Below are 17,049 nucleotides of genomic sequence, written 5' to 3' on the forward strand. Positions count from 1 at the left end.
CGTGCTGCTGCGGGCTGCGCAGGTTGCATGGGTCTTTGAAGGTCAGCCAAGGGTGGCCGGTTTCAAACAGCATGGAGAGCATTTTGCGCCACAGGTCTTTGGCCTGGATGGTCTTGAACAGCTTGATCTTGCCCGGGTACTCAGACAGGGCTTCGTAGTACTCGTAACGCTCTTCGAAGGCCTTGCCGGTCAGGTCGTGCAGGTCCGGTACTTCGGACGGCGAGAACAGGGTCCACTTGCCGTCATCGAAGACGCGCTTCATGAACAGGTCAGGGATCCAGTTGGCGGTGTTCATGTCGTGGGTGCGACGACGATCATCGCCGGTGTTCTTGCGCAGCTCGATGAACTCTTCGCTGTCCATGTGCCAGGTTTCCAGGTAGGCACAGACAGCGCCTTTGCGCTTGCCACCCTGGTTAACGGCGACGGCGGTGTCGTTCACCACTTTCAGGAACGGTACAACGCCCTGGGATTTGCCGTTGGTGCCCTTGATGTACGAACCCAGTGCACGAACCGGCGTCCAGTCGTTGCCCAGGCCACCGGCGAATTTCGACAACATGGCATTGTCGTGGATCGCGTGGTAGATGCCCGACAGGTCATCCGGCACGGTGGTCAGGTAGCAGCTCGACAGCTGTGGACGCAGGGTACCGGCGTTGAACAGGGTCGGGGTCGAGGACATGTAGTCGAAGGACGACAACAGGTTGTAGAACTCGATCGCACGGTCTTCCTTGTTCTTCTCTTCGATCGCCAGGCCCATGGCCACGCGCATGAAGAAGATCTGCGGCAGTTCGAAACGCACGCCATCCTTGTGGATGAAATAACGGTCGTACAGGGTTTGCAGGCCCAGGTAGGTGAACTGCTGGTCGCGCTCGTGGTTGATCGCCTTGCCGAGTTTTTCCAGGTCGAAGGTGGCCAGGATCGGGTTCAGCAATTCGAATTCGATACCCTTGGCGATGTACGAAGGCAGGGCCTTGGCGTACAGGTCGACCATTTCGTGGTGGGTCGCGCTCTCGGCAACTTCCAGGAAGCTCAGGCCTTCGGCACGCAGGGTGTCCATCAGCAGGCGGGCGGTGACGAACGAGTAGTTCGGCTCACGCTCGACCAGGGTACGCGCGGTCATCACCAGTGCGGTGTTGACGTCGGTCAGGGCCACGCCGTCGTACAGGTTCTTCAGGGTTTCGCGCTGGATCAGGTCGCCGTCGACTTCTTCCAGGCCTTCGCACGCTTCGGTGACGATGGTGTTCAGGCGACCCATGTCCAGCGGCGCAAAGCTGCCATCGGCGCGGGTGATGCGGATCGACGGGTGAGCGTTGACCGCTTCTTCAGCCGGTGCGTGGGCAGCGCGTTCTTTCGAACGGCCGTCACGGTAGATCACGTAGTCGCGGGCTACTTTCTGCTCGCCGGCACGCATCAGGGCCAGTTCGACCTGGTCCTGGATTTCTTCGATGTGGATGGTGCCGCCCGAAGGCATGCGACGCTTGAAGGTCGCGGTGACTTGTTCGGTCAGGCGCGCAACGGTGTCGTGGATTCGCGACGAAGCGGCAGCGGTGCCGCCTTCAACTGCGAGAAACGCTTTGGTGATCGCGACGGTGATTTTGTCATCGGTGTAAGGAACGACAGTGCCGTTACGCTTGATCACGCGCAGTTGGCCAGGCGCGGTGGCGGACAGATCCGAAGTCGAATCTGCGGCCTGCGGCAAGGTGCCCTGCGGGTTCTCGCGAGTTGTGTCGGTTTGCATGGGGGGTTGTCTCCACATTCTCTATGTTTGTTTGGGCACCCTCACGGTGCCCACCGTTCTGTCCTGAAGCACTACAACCGACGGGCGTCGGGTATAACAACTTCGGGACAGTAGGAAAAAGGCTAATGATGCCGCTTCCTTGCCGAAGTCTTTGGAAACAAGCCTGGGCTCGAAACCGGATTCCATTCAGGGTGGCAGTAAATGACTGCAACACCCGTACCGTTCTGGCTGTTCTGGCCTTTAAAAAACGGTGCCATCCGCGCATGCGGTTTGGGCTTGTAAAATCACGCTTGGTTCAACCCTGAACAGGCAATAAAGCGCTTGAATTCAGGGTCTGAAATGTGGTTGGGCTTTTGGGTCAAAACCCTACATGTAGGGTTTTTTTAGCGCCGTGCTACAAGATAATGCGTTTTGGGGGGTGTTGCAACGTACTACCTGTGGATAAACCTGTGCGTAAATTGTGTGTGAAAGTCGGAATGCGCGTGTAAGCCGCGACGCTGCTGGACCGGACCGTTTTTCATCGATTTTCGCGGAATAAAAACAGTCATTCGGATTTTTAAGGGCGCGAACCCTATCACAAAAAATCGGCTTGTCCGAACGCATTTAGCGGCTTGTGTTCTCGGCGAGCGGCGTTTATACAATCGCTTGATGCGTACGCATTCTTATCCTCCCCAATCATTACAAAAAGACGGGTGGATCCTTCCTTATAAGTGGTGTTGGCAAGCAGAGGTCACCGTGGAGCAAGAAGCCTGGCAGGTATTGATTGTCGAGGACGACCAGCGTCTGGCCGAACTGACCCGCGATTACCTTGAAGCCAACGGTCTGCGCGTGTCGATCGAGGGCAATGGCGCGCTGGCCGCGGCGCGCATCATCAATGAGAAACCGGACCTGGTGATCCTCGACCTGATGCTCCCCGGCGAAGATGGCCTGAGCATTTGCCGCAAGGTGCGCGACAAATATGACGGGCCGATCCTGATGCTCACCGCGCGCACCGACGACACCGATCAGATTCTGGGCCTGGACCTGGGCGCCGACGACTACGTGTGCAAACCGGTTCGCCCACGTCTGCTGCTGGCGCGCATCCAGGCCCTGCTGCGACGCAGTGAAGCACCTGAAGCAGTCCCGGAAAAACAACGCCGTCTGCAGTTCGGCCCGCTGGTGGTGGACAACGCGTTGCGCGAAGCCTGGCTGCACGACAACGGCATCGAACTGACCAGCGCCGAGTTCGATTTGCTCTGGCTGTTGGTGGCCAACGCCGGGCGTATCCTCTCGCGGGAAGAAATCTTCACCGCGCTACGCGGCATTGGCTACGACGGCCAGGACCGCTCCATCGACGTGCGCATCTCGCGAATTCGCCCCAAGATCGGCGATGACCCGGAGCATCCGCGGCTGATCAAGACCATCCGCAGCAAAGGTTATCTGTTCGTTCCCGAGGCCTGCGCAGACTTGTCCCCGTGAACTCGATCTTCCTGCGCATTTATGGCGGCATGTGCGCCGCGCTGATTCTGGTGGCGGTGCTCGGGGTGCTGGCGTTGCACCTGCTCAACCAGGTGCGCAGCGAGCAATACCGCGAACGCCTGGCCCACGGCACGTTCTCGCTGATGGCCGACAACCTGCAACCGATGAACGAGACCGAGCGCCATCGTGCGTTGCTGGTGTGGGAGCGTTTGCTCGGGATTCCCCTGGCGCTGAAAACCTTTGCCCAGACCGACCTCGACCTGACCCAGCGTACCCGCGTATTGCGCGGCCAGGCGCTGGTGGAGCAGACCGGCCCGCATGCGGCGAAGGTCTATCGACTGGTCAGTGACAAGGAACAGCTGGTGATCACCGGCGAAGTCCAGCAGATCAGCGAACAACTGGCGCGCGCGACGATTTATTTGCTGGCGGATGAGTTGGTGCGCTTCCCGGTGGCCGAGCAGCCCAAGCGCCTGGCGCAGATAAAGGAAGAGAAGGGCTTCGGCTTCGATCTGCGACTGGTGTCGGTCGACGAGGCCGACATGGACGAGGACCAGAGACGTCGAGTGTCCGAGGGCGACACGGTGATGGCGCTGGGCAAGGGCGGCGATTCGATCCGGGTGTTTGCCGGTATGGTCGGTACACCGTGGGTGCTGGAAATCGGTCCGCTGTATCAGATGAACCCTTACCCGCCGGAGTGGCTGGTGCTGATCGCAGCCCTCGGTTTGAGCCTGATCGGTCTGATCGTTTACCTGTTGGTGCGGCAATTGGAGCGTCGCTTGCGTGGCCTCGAAGCCGCTGCCACGCGCATCGCCAAGGGCAGCCTGGAAACCCGTGTGCCGGCGCGCGGCGCGGACTCGGTGGGGCGACTGGCCTCGGCGTTCAACCGCATGGCCGAGCACTTGCAGCAGTTGCTGGCGATCCAGCGCGAATTGGTGCGCGCCGTGTCTCACGAACTGCGTACCCCGGTGGCGCGCCTGCGGTTTGGCCTGGAGATGATCGGCTCGGCCACCACGCCTCAGGCCCTGGAGAAATACTGCGAAGGCATGGACCACGACATCGAGGACCTCGATCGGCTGGTGGACGAGATGCTCACCTATGCGCGACTTGAGCAGGGTTCGCCGGCGCTGAATTTCCAGCGGATCGATCTGGATGCGCTGGTCAATCAAGTGATCGAAGAGTTGGCGCCGCTACGGGCCGAGGTCACGGTGCAGCGCGGTTTGTGCCTGTCGGCCGCCGATTGCGACGACGCCTGGGTCGAGGCCGAGCCGCGCTACCTGCACCGGGCGTTGCAGAATCTGGTGAGCAACGCCATGCGCCACGCCTCGTCGAAGGTGACGGTCAGTTATCAGGTGGGGCAGCAGCGCTGTCGGGTGGATGTCGAGGATGACGGGCCGGGCGTGCCGGAAACGGCGTGGGAGAAGATCTTCACCCCGTTCCTGCGCCTCGACGACAGCCGCACCCGCGCCTCGGGTGGGCATGGGTTGGGGTTGTCGATTGTGCGGCGGATCATCCATTGGCATGACGGGCGCGCGCTGATCAGCAAGAGCAAAAGCCTGGGCGGGGCGTGTTTCAGTTTGAGCTGGCCGAGGAATCAGGAGAAGCGCTGAAATCGTTGTTGCCTGGCCCATCGCCTTCGCGGGCAAGCCTCGCTCCTACAGGTCAGACACACTACCTGTAGGAGCGAGGCTTGCCCGCGAAGAGGCCATCCAACCCACCGAAAATCCTCAAGCCTGGATACTGACCAAACTCAACAACTGCCCATCTATCACGGCAAACTGCGCCTCCAGCTCCGTCCCGTTTCGCCATTCGCCGGACAGGTCGGTCAACAATCGCACCCGCACCTCGCCAGCCTCGGTCCACTCCAGCACTTCGGCGTGTTCAAAATAAAAGCGCTGCTGAACGATCGGGTAGAGCGCCTTGAAAAGGCTCTCTTTCACCGAAAACGTCAGGGTCACTAACATCGCCAGTTGATCGCGACGGCCGGCGGCCATGCGCTGCAATTCGGGTGGAGTGAGGATTTCCCCGGCCAGGCGTTCGGCCCGTTCCACATTGAGCAGGTTTTCCAAATCCATGCCCAGGCCACGCCAGTGGCGTTTATTCGCGACAATCGCCGCCGCCCGGCCGGTGCTGTGGGTGATCGAACCGGTGATATGGCTGGGCCACACTGGCGCACGGTCTTCGCCAATCGCCGGGATGAAACTCAGCCCTTCCAGCTGCTGCAACGCCGCCCGGGCGCAGACCCGCCCGGCGAGAAACTCCGCCTGCCGCTTGGCGACCGAGCGCTGGATACTCGCGGGTGGCTCGATGGCGCTGCGTTGAAAGTCATCGCTGGCCAGTTGCGAGGTATCGAAGTGAGTACTCAACAGCACCGTATCGGCCAGCACAAACGGCAGCGGCCAATGGGCATCGAGTGGGGTGCAGCAGGCGGGAAGGGCGGGGGCGGGATTCATGGTGGGCATTTTGCCGGGTTGCTCAGGAACTGGGTAGTGCAAAGGCTCAGATCGGCGGCGCGGCTTTCGCGAGCAAGCCCGCTCCCACATTTGATCGCATTTCCCCAGGAAGAAACCGGTCAAATGTGGGAGCGGGCTTGCTCGCGAATGGCCGCACCTCGGGTCTACCTGATCAACCAAATATCTTCTTGAAAAACGCCTGCATGTCCGCCCACGACTTGTCATCCGCCGCCTTGTTGTAACCAATGTCCGGCCCGGCGTGATCGCCATGGCTCAGGCGGTCGGCATCAGGATTACTGAAGCCATGCTTGGCGCCCTCAAGGCTGACGAACTGGTAGTCGGCGCCGGCCTTGTCCATTTCGGACTTGAACGCCGCCACGTTATCCGCCGTCACCATGCTGTCCAGCGCGCCATGCTCGACGAGGATTTTGGCTTTCACGCTGCCCGGTGTCGCCGGCGTTTTGGTCGCCAGCGCACCGTGAAAACTCACCACGCCTGCCAACGGCACACCTTGACGCGCCGCATTCAGCACCACTCCGCCGCCGAAGCAGTAACCGATGGCCGCGAGTTTATTCGGATCGGTTTGCGCCTGTTTCTTCAACAGGTCGAGCCCGGCCTGGAACCGCGCGCTGGAGGCCGTGCTGTCTTTCAACGCCGCTTGCATGAAGGCCATGGCGTCTTTTGGGTGCTCGGTGTTCTTGCCGTCGCCATACATATCGATGGCCAGCGCGCTGTAGCCCAGACCGGCGAGGTCACGGGCGCGGCGCTTGGTGTAGTCGTTGAGCCCCCACCATTCATGCACCACCACCACACCGGGGCGTTGGCCTTTGATGGCGTCGTCGTAGGCGTAATAGCCGATCAGCTGGGTGCCGTCGGCGCTTTGGTAGGGAATTTCCTGAGTCTTGATGGCGGCCTGGGTCAGCCCGCTCAGGGTCAGTAACAGGACAGCGAGAAACACGCGCATGGTCGAATCTCCTGATCAAAGTCGTTAAACCCGCCGAGTCGTTTTGATTCAGCTCTGGTTCAGAGTGCGTTCAGGGGGAGTTCAGGGCCGGGTGCGTAACCTTGCCCCGTACCCAAAAAGCACATAGCGCATAAGGAAACTCCCCTATGACTGGTTTCAAAAATCTGCTTCTGGCTTTCACCGTCCTGGGCGCAAGTACCGCCGCGTTCGCCTCTGACGACAACTTTGCCAGCCTTACTTTTGGACAGACCAGCGACAAGGTCAAAAAGTCCCACGCACTGAACAACAACCTCAACAGCCCGGACGCCGCCGGCGTGATCGGCAAGGACAACACCTGGGGTGTACGTCTGGGCCAGCAAAACAGCCAGGGCCGCTACTACGCCACGTACGACAACGTGTCGGGCTCGCACAATGGCATTAAACTGCGTCAGGAAAACCTCCTGGGCAGCTACGATCTGTTCTACCCGGTGGGCGGCAGCACCAAGCTGTTTGGCGGCGCCACGGCCGGCTTGACCAAACTGACCCAGGACTCCCCAGGCTTCAGCCGCGACAGCGACATCGGTTACGCCATCGGCGGCCAGTTGGGTGTCCTGCAACAGGTTTCGCAAAACACCTCGGTTGAACTGGGTTACCGTTACCTGCGCAGTAACGCCCGCACCGAGATGAGCGAGCGCGGCGGCAGCAAACAGGGCTCGCTGGAGCTGACCAGCAGCGCCCAGACGTACCTGTCCGCCAACTACGCTTTCTGACAGGGGCATGCGCCAACGCGAAACCTGTGTAGGAGCAAAGCTTGCTCGCGAAAGCAGTGTGTCAGGCAACAACAATGTTGACTGTGCCGCCGTCTTCGCGGGCAAGCTTGCTCCTACAGTGACCGTGGCATTGCCGCTGGAGATGATGATTTTGCCCTGGAGAGCGTTATGAAACTGCTGGTCGTCGAAGATGAAGCGCTGTTGCGCCATCACCTGCAAACCCGCCTGACGGACAGCGGCCATGTGGTCGAGTCCGTGGCCAACGCCGAAGAGGCGTTGTACCAGACCGAGCAGTTCAACCATGACCTGGCGGTGATCGACCTCGGTTTGCCGGGGATGGGCGGGCTCGACCTGATCCGTCAGCTGCGCGCGCGGGGCAAGACCTTTCCGATCCTGATTCTCACCGCGCGCGGCAACTGGCAGGACAAGGTCGAAGGCCTGGCCGCCGGTGCCGACGACTACGTGGTCAAGCCGTTCCAGTTCGAAGAGCTGGACGCGCGGCTGAACGCGCTGCTGCGCCGCTCCAGCGGTTTCACCCAGTCGACGATCGTCGCCGGGCCGCTGTTGCTGGACCTCAATCGCAAACAGGCCTCGCTCGATGAACAACCGCTGGCGCTGACCGCGTACGAGTACCGGATCCTCGAGTACCTGATGCGCCATCACCAGCAGGTGGTGGCCAAGGACCGTTTGATGGAACAGCTCTACCCGGACGATGACGAGCGCGATCCGAATGTGATCGAAGTGCTGGTCGGTCGCCTGCGCCGCAAACTTGAGGGCCCGAACGGCTTCAAGCCGATCGACACCGTGCGTGGCCTCGGCTACCTGTTTAATGAGCGCTGCACTTGATTCGCTCGCTTCGTGTCCGGTTGATGCTCGCCGCCACGATCCTGGCGGTGTTATTCATGCTGGCCTTGTTGCCAGCGATGCAGGGCGCGTTCAGCCTGGCGTTGCAGGATTCGATCGAGCAGCGTTTGGCGTCGGACGTCACCACGCTGATCTCCGCCGCCCGGGTGGACGGCAATCGCTTGCAGATGCCGGCGCAATTGCCCGACGAGCGCTTCAACCTCACCGACAGCCGTTTGCTCGGCTACATCTACGACCGTGAAGGCCACCTGGTCTGGCGTTCGAAAGGCACCCAGGAAGAGCACATCAACTACAAGCCGCGTTACGACGGACGCGGCAACGAGTTCGCGCGGATCAGCGAAGCCAACGGTCAGGAATTCTTCGTCTATGACGTCGAGGTCAAACTGCTGGGCGGCAAAAGCGCGGCGTTCAGCATCGTTGCGCTGCAACCGGTGCGTGAGTACGAAACCACCCTCGAAGGCCTGCGCGAAAACCTCTACCTGGGCTTCGGCGCGGCCTTGCTGGTGCTGCTCGCGTTGCTGTGGATCGGTCTGACCTGGGGCTTGCAGGCGTTGCGCCGGCTGAGTCAGGAACTCGACGAGATCGAAAGCGGCACCCGTGAAAGCCTCAGCGAACAACACCCGCGCGAGCTGCTGCGCCTGACCGGTTCCCTCAACCGTTTGCTGCACAGCGAACGCGAACAGCGTAGCCGTTACCGTGACTCCCTCGACGACCTGGCCCACAGCCTGAAAACCCCGCTGGCGGTGTTGCAAGGCGTCAGCGAAGACCTGGCCCAGCGCCCGGCGGATCGCGATCAGGCCTGGGTGCTGCAAACCCAGATCGAACGCATGAGCCAGCAGATCAGCTATCAATTGCAGCGCGCCAGCCTGCGTAAAAGCGGCCTTGTACGCCATCAGGTGCGCCTGCGCCCAGTGCTGCAAAGCCTGTGCGACACGCTGGACAAGGTCTACCGCGACAAGCGCGTGCGGGTCGCCTTCGATCTGCCGGAGCAGTGTTATGTGCCGATCGAGCAGGGCGCCTTGCTGGAGATGATGGGCAACCTGTTGGAAAACGCCTATCGCCTGTGCCTCGGCGAAGTACGCATCAGCGTGCGCGAGAGCTTGAGCGGGATCGAGTTGTGCGTCGAGGACGATGGGCCCGGCGTACCAACGGATCAGCGTGCGCGGATTTTGCAGCGTGGGGAACGGCTGGACCGCCAGCATCCGGGGCAGGGGATCGGGTTGGCGGTGGTCAAGGACATTATCGAGAGCTACAGCGCCAAACTGACGCTGGGGGATTCACCCATGGGCGGGGCGGCGTTCCGGATTCATTTTCCTGCGGTTTAGGGTGGCTTTGCTGGCCTCTTCGCGAGCAAGCCCGCTCCCACATTGATCGCGTTTCTCCAGGAAGAACTCGGTCAAGTGTGGGAGCGGGCTTGCTCGCGAAGAGGCCAGAAACTTCAGCACAAAACTCAGCACTGAAACTCAATTCTCCTGCGCCCGATAAGCCCCAGGCGTCAACCCGGTCCACTTCTTGAACGCCCGATGAAACGCCGAAGGCTCGGAAAACCCCAGCTGCTCGGCGATCTGTTGCAACGACAGGTCCGCGCGGCTCAGGTGATAAATCGCGATGTCGCGGCGCAACTGGTCCTTCAATTCCTGAAAACTCGAACCCTCTTCACGCAGATGCCGGCGCAAGGTCTGCGGGCTGATGTGCAGGTGCGCAGCCACCGCTTCCAGGTCCGGCCAGCGTGAACTGTCGCGGCTGAGCAAACGTCGCAGCTGGCTGCTCAAACTGTCGCCATCGTCCGGGCGCGACAACAGGTCGGCGGGGGAATGTTCGAGAAAATGCTTGAGGGTCCGTTCGTCCTGCAACAGCGGCATGTTCAGGTAGCGACAGTGAAACAGCAGGCTGCTTTGAGCCGTGGAAAACTCCATGGGGCAGGGAAACAGCAAATCGTATTCGGCGCCATGCTCGGGTTTCGGATAACTGAACGTCACCTGCTCCAGACGAATGCGCTGGCCGATCAGCCAACTGCCGAGCCGATGCCAGACCATCAACTGGCTTTCGCTGAGGAAATGGTCCGGGTCGTGGAAGCTCGAATCATCCAGGCTCAAGCGGATCATTTCGCCTTCGCGGGTCAGGGTCAGGCGCGGACCCTCGGGGAATAGGCTATAAAACAATAAGCCGCGATGGAGTGCTTTCTCCAGCGTGCGGCAGTGAATCACCGCGTGGCACATCATGGCGAAGGTGCCGGTTTTGCTCGGTGCAGGCCCGAAGCCAAGGTATTCGTCGTCGAGTGCCTGCCACAACCCCTGGATCAACCGAGTGAACTGCTCCGGCGCAATACGCGCACGTGGCTCGTCGAGCAACTCGGGGCTGATCCCCAATTGCTGCAGCAGGTTTGAACAGTCGTAACCCAGCCGACGCGCGCCACCGAGCGCGGCACGGGCGAAATGACTGGCGATGTTGCGTTCTCTCATGCAAGGCAGGTCCGGCCATTGAGCGACGGATGGTAGCCGGGGAGCCTGACGACTAACAAGGCGGATATCCGCCAAATTGCAGGATGCGATTTGGCGGATGGGCGGAAATCCGCCACTTGCTGTCGCCGCTCGGTGACAACGAAAAAGCTGCAACCCTTGATGTCAAAAGGCTTGCAGGCAATTTGGCGAAGGTGGCACGGGCCTTGCGATACAACGAGCAGATGCCTGCCGTTGCGCAGCTCGACAAAACAAATCCCTCCAGTGCAGGAGGGTTCGCAATCGAAGTGTTCAGGGCAACAGGTGGATGTTGTCACCGGGCACTCTTGAGGAACTTTGCAATGACGACTCGTCAGCCACTGTATAAATCCCTGTATTTTCAGGTGATCGTTGCTATCGCCATCGGCATCCTGCTCGGTCACTTCTACCCGCAGACCGGTGTGGCCCTCAAGCCGCTGGGTGACGGGTTCATCAAACTGATCAAAATGATCATTGCCCCGATCATCTTCTGCACCGTCGTCAGCGGTATCGCGGGCATGCAGAACATGAAGTCGGTCGGCAAGACGGGCGGCTACGCGCTGCTGTACTTCGAAATCGTTTCGACCATCGCCTTGCTGGTCGGTCTGGTGGTGGTCAACATCGTGCAGCCGGGTGCCGGCATGCACATCGACGTCACTACCCTGGATGCCTCTAAAGTAGCGGCTTATGTAGCGGCCGGTGCGGATCAAAGCGTCGTTGGCTTCCTGCTGAACGTGATCCCGTCGACCATCGTCGGTGCGTTCGCCACGGGCGATATCCTGCAAGTACTGATGTTCTCGGTGATCTTCGGTTTCGCCCTGCATCGCCTGGGTGCCTACGGCAAGCCGATCCTCGACTTCATCGATCGCTTTGCCCACGTGATGTTCAACATCATCAACATGATCATGAAGCTCGCGCCACTGGGTGCCTTCGGTGCCATGGCGTTCACCATTGGTGCCTACGGCGTCGGTTCGCTGGTGCAACTGGGTCAGCTGATGGCCTGCTTCTACATCACTTGCCTGCTGTTCATCCTGGTGGTGCTGGGCGGTATCGCGCGCGCTCACGGTTTCAGCGTGTTGAAAGTGATCCGTTACATCCGTGAAGAGCTGCTGATTGTGCTGGGTACTTCCTCCTCGGAGTCGGTACTGCCACGCATGCTGATCAAAATGGAACGTCTGGGCGCGCAGAAATCTGTCGTTGGCCTGGTGATCCCGACCGGTTACTCGTTCAACCTCGACGGTACCGCGATCTACCTGACCATGGCCGCAGTGTTCATTGCTCAGGCAACCGACACCCACATGGACATCACGCACCAGATCACCCTGTTGGTGGTGTTGCTGCTGTCCTCGAAAGGCGCTGCTGGCGTGACCGGTAGCGGCTTCATCGTGCTGGCCGCCACCCTGTCGGCTGTTGGCCATCTGCCGGTTGCCGGTCTGGCGCTGATCCTCGGTATCGACCGTTTCATGTCCGAAGCCCGTGCCCTGACCAACCTGGTCGGTAACGCGGTGGCGACTCTGGTCGTGGCCAAGTGGGTCAAGGAACTGGACGTGGACGTGATGCACGCCGAACTGGCGTCTGGCGGTCGCGGTATCGCTGACGAGCGTGTGGAAGACGACCTGGGCGTGGCCGAAGGCCCAACCCCGCAGAACGTCAAGTAAGCCTCGTTGCAATGAAAAACCCGCTTCGGCGGGTTTTTTAATGCCCGGGATTTGAGCGCAACGGTCAGCGCATCTGGTGCATAAGGTGATTGCCGCAACGCCAATGCCTGCCTAGGCTGGGGGCATCGATTACGGAGAACGCTCATGCTCGGTCCACTGGCATCACTCAAGGTTCTGGATTTCTCGACACTGCTGCCGGGGCCGTTCGCCTCATTGTTGCTGGCGGACATGGGGGCCGAGGTTCTGCGCATCGAATCGCCCAGCCGCATGGACCTGCTGCGGGTGCTGCCGCCGCACGACCGGGGCGTCTCCGCCAGCCATGCCTACCTCAATCGCAACAAGCGCAGCCTGGCCCTGGACCTCAAGCAACCGGCGGCGCTGGACGTGGTCAAGCAACTGCTCAAGGACTACGACATCGTGCTGGAGCAATTCCGTCCCGGCGTGATGGAGCGACTGGGATTGGGTTATGAGGCGTTGAAGGCGATCAATCCGAAACTGATCTATGTGTCGATCACCGGTTACGGCCAGACCGGTCCGTACAAGGATCGCGCTGGCCACGACATCAATTACCTGGCCCTGGCAGGACTGTCGAGTTACACCGGCCGCGCCGACAGCGGGCCGTTGCCGTTGGGCATGCAGGTGGCGGATATCGCCGGTGGTTCGTTGCATGGGGTGATTGGTTTGTTAGCAGCGGTGATCGCTCGGCAGCAAACGGGGCAGGGGCAACATCTGGACGTGAGCATGACCGACTGCGCCTTTAGCCTGAACGCCATGGCCGGTGCCGGGTACTTGGCGTGTGGCGAGGAGCCGGGCCGGGAGGCGCAGGTGCTCAATGGCGGCAGTTTCTACGACTACTACCGTTCGCGGGATGGGCGTTGGCTATCGGTGGGCAGTCTGGAGCCGGTGTTCATGCAACAACTGTGTACGGCGCTTGGACGCCCGGAACTGGCGGCCAAGGGCCTGTCACCGAAACCCGCCGAGCAACAGGCATTGAAGAATGAGTTGAAGGCTGAATTCGAGAAACATGATTTTGCGGAACTGTGCGAGCTGTTTGCCGGGGTTGATGCGTGCGTGGAGCCGGTGTTGAGTGTGAGCGAAGCGGTGCGGCATCCGCAGCTACGGGCTCGGGCGCTGGTGACCGAAGTACCGCGCGGGGATGGCACGTATCAGGCGCAGATGGCGTGTCCGTTGAAGTTTTCAGACGGGTTGCCTGAGCCTAAACACATTGGTGCGGCGCTGGGGCAGCACACGGATCAGGTGTTGGGGGAGTTGGGGTTTAGTGCACAGCGGATCGCAGAGTTGCGGCTTGCCAAGGTGGTTGTGTAGCGCCTGATCGGCCGCCTTCGCGAGCAAGCCCGCTCCCACATTGGATTTGTGTCACGGCGAAGATCAAATGTGGGAGCGGGCTTGCTCGCGAAGGGGCCGGCCCAAACACCACAAATCCGGCTACTCGACCCGCATCTCCCCACTAAACACCAATGTGCTCCGGCACCGCCGGCACAAATACCGTCGCCCCTGCCGCACCAGGCTATGGCGCTGGGCCGAGAACGGGAAATCGCTGTCGGCGCAGGGGCATTTGTAGATGTAGCGGGTCACGCTGCGACGCTTGACGTCGTAGGTGTGGCAACGATTGGGCGGCAGTTCGTACACGCCGCGCATGATCAGTTGCCACTCTTCACCGTGGGGCTGGATACGGTCGCCGAACAGTTGATGGGCGATCAGGTGCGCGACCTCGTGGGCCACGGTTTGCTTGAGGAAGTCCTCGGCGTTTTCCCGGTACAGCTGCGGGTTGAAGCGCAGCAGGTTTTCGTGCAAATGCGCGACACCGGCTTTTTGCCCGCGCAGCTTGAGGCTCACCACGGGGCGTTTGAAAGGTCGTTTGAAAAAGGATTCAGCTTGTTGGAAACAGTCTTCGACGCGGGTATTGAGTTGCTCGGGCATGCTTGATGGATCTCCAGAGACGTCGAGTATGCCGCAACCCTCGGGACTTGCGAATCGCCTGGGCGCCGAATGGTCGTCGCCCCTGCATTAGAAGGCCGCCTTGCGGCGGCCTGTGTTGGCAGATCTAGTTTTTGGGTGGAGTGTTGCTAATTAGTGTAGACCGGCCCCACGCCGAGTCCCCAGACAATGACCGTGAACGCCATGATGGCCACCAGCACCACCAAACCGACGGCCAGTACCGAACTTGAAAACAGAAACCCCTCGTCAGATGGAATGTTCATGAACGTCGGTAGCCCCACGTACAACAGGTAGACCGTGTAGCAAATGGCCGCGGTGCCGACGATCATCCCGAGCCACATGTGGGGGTACAGCGCCGCCAGACCGCCAATGAACAGCGGAGTCGCGGTGTAGGTCGCAAAGGCTACGCAGCGTGCCAGACTTGGGTTGGCGTCATACGTGCGGGCCATCCAGTGGATGAACGCGCCCATGACGGCAACACCGCCGAGCATCGCCAGGTACGACATGATCGTCATCCATAGCGCACTTTCCTGGGTCAGCATCACCGGCGCTCGATTGCCGATGACCCAGCCGACCTGTGTGGTGCCGATAAACGCCGACACTGCGGGGATCGCCGCCAGAATCAGAGTGTGTGTGAGGTACATGTGGCTGATGCTTTCCTCCTGGTCGCCACGGATTTCTCGCCATTCTTGATCAGGGTGGGTGAAGAGCCCCACTACGTGATGGATCATGCCAGTCACTCCTCTTGTTTTTACCGTCGCCCCCCAGTGGAGCGCCTACAGGCCAAATTGGCCAAGTAAGGAAAGGTCTGGATCTGTGTGTGACCTTATGTCGCAGTATAGAAAGGTCTGAACGGCACAGGTTGCGGGGCGTTAGAGCAAATCGCGCTGTAAACACTTCTGTTAATCGCCGCAGGGTCTGTCATCAACCATCGGTGTGGGAGCACTTCGCCCACGAAGCGTTTTTGCGTAAAATGCCGGCCTTTCGTCACACCTCACGGATTTCGCGTCATGGGCACTCTTACGGTCAACCAGAACAAACTGCAAAAGCGCCTGCGCCGCCAGGCCGGCGAGGCTGTTGCCGATTTCAACATGATTGAAGACGGCGACAAGGTCATGGTCTGCCTGTCCGGTGGCAAGGACAGCTACACGATGCTCGATGTGCTGATGCATTTGCAGAAGGTTGCCCCGATCAAGTTCGAGATCGTGGCCGTGAACATGGACCAGAAGCAGCCGGGTTTCCCGGAAGAGGTGCTGCCGGCCTACCTGAAAACCCTGGGCATCGAGTACCACATTGTCGAGAAAGACACCTATTCGGTGGTCAAGGAGCTGATTCCGGAAGGCAAGACCACGTGTTCACTGTGCTCGCGCCTGCGTCGCGGTACGCTCTACACCTTTGCCGACGAAATCGGTGCGACCAAGATGGCCCTCGGTCATCACCGCGACGACATCGTCGAGACGTTCTTCCTGAACATGTTCTTCAACGGTTCGCTCAAGGCCATGCCGCCAAAACTGCGCGCCGACGATGGCCGCAACGTGGTGATCCGCCCGCTGGCCTACTGCAACGAAAAAGACATCCAGGCCTACTCGGACTTCAAGCAATTCCCGATCATCCCGTGCAACCTCTGTGGTTCGCAGGAAAACCTGCAACGCCAGGTGGTCAAGGACATGCTGCAGGACTGGGAACGCAAAACCCCTGGCCGCACCGAGAGCATTTTCCGCAGCTTGCAGAATGTCATCCCGTCGCAACTGGCGGACCGCAACCTGTTCGACTTCACCAACCTGCGTATCGACGAAACCGCCGCGTCGCGGTTCGTCAATATCGTCAACCTCTAAACACCATCACTGTGGGAGCCAGCCTGCTGGCGATGGCGGTGGGTCAGACACCTCATTGTTGACTGACCCGCCGCCATCGCCAGCAGGCTGGCTCCCACAGGGTCTATTCACTGACTCCTCAGGAGAGGGCATGCGCGATTACAAGTGGCTGCACGAATACTGTCTGAACCGCTTCGGTTCGGCGGCTGAACTGGAAGCCCATCTGCCCGTTCCCAAGACCCCGGCGCAATTGCGCAAGATCAGCGACGATCGCTACCTCTCGACCATGGCCCTGCGGGTATTCCGCGCCGGGCTCAAGCACAGCCTGGTAGATGCCAAGTGGCCGTCGTTCGAAGAGGTGTTTTTCAAGTTCGAGCCGGAAAAAGTCGTGCTGATGAGCGCCGAACACCTTGAACGCCTGATGCAGGACGCACGGATCATCCGCCACCTGGGCAAGCTCAAGAGCGTGCCGCGCAATGCGCAGTTCGTGCTGGACGTTGCCCATGAGAAGGGCAGCTTCGGTGCACTGATTGCCGATTGGCCGGTGACCGACATCGTCGGGTTGTGGACCTACCTGAAAAAGCGCGGCCATCAATTGGGTGGACTGTCAGCGCCGCGCTTCTTGCGCATGGTGGGCAAGGACACGTTTGTGCCGAGCTACGACGTGGTGGCGGGGTTGAATGCACAGAAGATCGTCGACAAGGTGCCGACCAGCCAGAGGGATTTGGCGTTGGTACAGGATGTGTTCAATCAGTGGCATGAACAGAGTGGCGGGCGGCCGATGAGCCAGATTTCGATGATGCTGGCTTACACAGTCAACCATTAAGACCGCGTCGCCCCATTCGCGAGCAAGCCCGCTCCCACATTCGACCGAGTTCTCCCTGAAGAAATGCGGTCAAATGTGGGAGCGGGCTTGCTCGC

At 60.4% G+C, this 17,049-nt stretch carries 14 protein-coding genes and 1 pseudogene; 9 read left to right on the forward strand and 6 right to left on the reverse strand.

Annotation, left to right across the window (positions count from 1 at the left end):
• Positions 1–4 precede the first annotated feature (4 nt).
• Positions 5–1,735 (reverse strand): annotated as a pseudogene (locus ACIPL2_RS31820) (ribonucleoside-diphosphate reductase subunit alpha); the annotation flags it as partial.
• Positions 1,736–2,470: 735 nt separating this feature from the next.
• On the opposite strand from ACIPL2_RS31820, the gene ACIPL2_RS31825 reads away from it, so the two are divergent.
• Both ACIPL2_RS31825 and ACIPL2_RS31830 read left to right on the forward strand, forming a co-directional pair.
• Entirely contained in the window at positions 2,471–3,193 is a 723-nt protein-coding gene (locus ACIPL2_RS31825; protein ID WP_401363828.1) for a response regulator, read from the forward strand.
• Positions 3,190–4,800, forward strand: coding sequence for an ATP-binding protein (locus tag ACIPL2_RS31830; RefSeq protein WP_401363831.1), 1,611 nt, complete (start codon positions 3,190–3,192; stop codon positions 4,798–4,800). Before ACIPL2_RS31825 ends, ACIPL2_RS31830 begins: the two co-directional genes overlap by 4 nt.
• A 117-nt stretch (positions 4,801–4,917) precedes the next feature.
• Here the strand turns inward: ACIPL2_RS31830 and ACIPL2_RS31835 are convergent, their stop codons facing one another.
• Positions 4,918–5,643: a 4'-phosphopantetheinyl transferase gene (locus ACIPL2_RS31835; RefSeq protein ID WP_401363834.1), complete on the reverse strand. Its 726-nt coding sequence runs from the start codon at positions 5,641–5,643 to the stop codon at positions 4,918–4,920.
• Between the two features lie 172 nt (positions 5,644–5,815).
• Positions 5,816–6,607: a dienelactone hydrolase family protein gene (locus tag ACIPL2_RS31840; protein WP_401363837.1), complete on the reverse strand. Its 792-nt coding sequence runs from the start codon at positions 6,605–6,607 to the stop codon at positions 5,816–5,818.
• 146 nt (positions 6,608–6,753) lie between these two features.
• Here ACIPL2_RS31840 and ACIPL2_RS31845 point away from each other — a divergent pair, with 146 nt between their 5' ends.
• The 3 genes from ACIPL2_RS31845 (at position 6,754) to ACIPL2_RS31855 (ending at position 9,545) form a co-directional block, all read left to right on the forward strand.
• Positions 6,754–7,356 (forward strand): hypothetical protein, encoded by a 603-nt coding sequence (locus tag ACIPL2_RS31845; RefSeq protein ID WP_401363839.1) that lies wholly within the window; start codon positions 6,754–6,756, stop codon positions 7,354–7,356.
• 168 nt (positions 7,357–7,524) lie between these two features.
• Entirely contained in the window at positions 7,525–8,202 is a 678-nt protein-coding gene (locus ACIPL2_RS31850; RefSeq protein WP_401363842.1) for a response regulator, read from the forward strand.
• Positions 8,199–9,545 carry an ATP-binding protein gene (locus ACIPL2_RS31855; protein ID WP_401363845.1) on the forward strand — a complete coding sequence of 449 codons (1,347 nt, stop codon included), beginning with the start codon at positions 8,199–8,201 and terminating at the stop codon, positions 9,543–9,545. The genes ACIPL2_RS31850 and ACIPL2_RS31855 overlap by 4 nt, the downstream gene beginning before the upstream one ends.
• 138 nt (positions 9,546–9,683) lie before the next feature.
• Here ACIPL2_RS31855 and ACIPL2_RS31860 read toward each other — a convergent pair whose 3' ends face one another.
• On the reverse strand, positions 9,684–10,682 hold the full coding sequence (locus ACIPL2_RS31860; protein WP_401363848.1) for an AraC family transcriptional regulator: 999 nt from the start codon (positions 10,680–10,682) through the stop codon (positions 9,684–9,686).
• A 338-nt stretch (positions 10,683–11,020) separates the two neighbouring features.
• On the opposite strand from ACIPL2_RS31860, the gene ACIPL2_RS31865 reads away from it, so the two are divergent.
• Positions 11,021–12,355: a dicarboxylate/amino acid:cation symporter gene (locus ACIPL2_RS31865; protein ID WP_401363851.1), complete on the forward strand. Its 1,335-nt coding sequence runs from the start codon at positions 11,021–11,023 to the stop codon at positions 12,353–12,355.
• A gap of 144 nt (positions 12,356–12,499) precedes the next feature.
• The gene (locus ACIPL2_RS31870) at positions 12,500–13,681 is read left to right on the forward strand and encodes a CaiB/BaiF CoA transferase family protein (RefSeq protein ID WP_401363854.1); all 1,182 of its coding nucleotides are present in this window, start codon (positions 12,500–12,502) and stop codon (positions 13,679–13,681) included.
• A gap of 120 nt (positions 13,682–13,801) precedes the next feature.
• Here the strand turns inward: ACIPL2_RS31870 and ACIPL2_RS31875 are convergent, their stop codons facing one another.
• A complete protein-coding gene (locus ACIPL2_RS31875; protein ID WP_123509976.1) occupies positions 13,802–14,296 on the reverse strand; it encodes a SprT family zinc-dependent metalloprotease in 495 nt (164 codons plus the stop codon).
• 146 nt (positions 14,297–14,442) lie between these two features.
• A complete protein-coding gene (locus tag ACIPL2_RS31880; RefSeq protein WP_401363858.1) occupies positions 14,443–15,045 on the reverse strand; it encodes a Yip1 family protein in 603 nt (200 codons plus the stop codon).
• Between the two features lie 279 nt (positions 15,046–15,324).
• Between ACIPL2_RS31880 and ttcA the strand changes: the two genes are divergently transcribed.
• Positions 15,325–16,149 carry a tRNA 2-thiocytidine(32) synthetase TtcA gene (ttcA, locus tag ACIPL2_RS31885; protein ID WP_401363861.1) on the forward strand — a complete coding sequence of 275 codons (825 nt, stop codon included), beginning with the start codon at positions 15,325–15,327 and terminating at the stop codon, positions 16,147–16,149.
• Positions 16,150–16,279: 130 nt separating this feature from the next.
• Entirely contained in the window at positions 16,280–16,954 is a 675-nt protein-coding gene (locus ACIPL2_RS31890) for a DNA-3-methyladenine glycosylase I (RefSeq protein WP_401363864.1), read from the forward strand.
• The last annotated feature ends 95 nt before the right edge of the window (positions 16,955–17,049 follow it).

The sequence above is a fragment of the Pseudomonas sp. NPDC086251 genome (genome assembly GCF_044746405.1).
In the GTDB taxonomy this organism is placed as follows: domain Bacteria; phylum Pseudomonadota; class Gammaproteobacteria; order Pseudomonadales; family Pseudomonadaceae; genus Aquipseudomonas.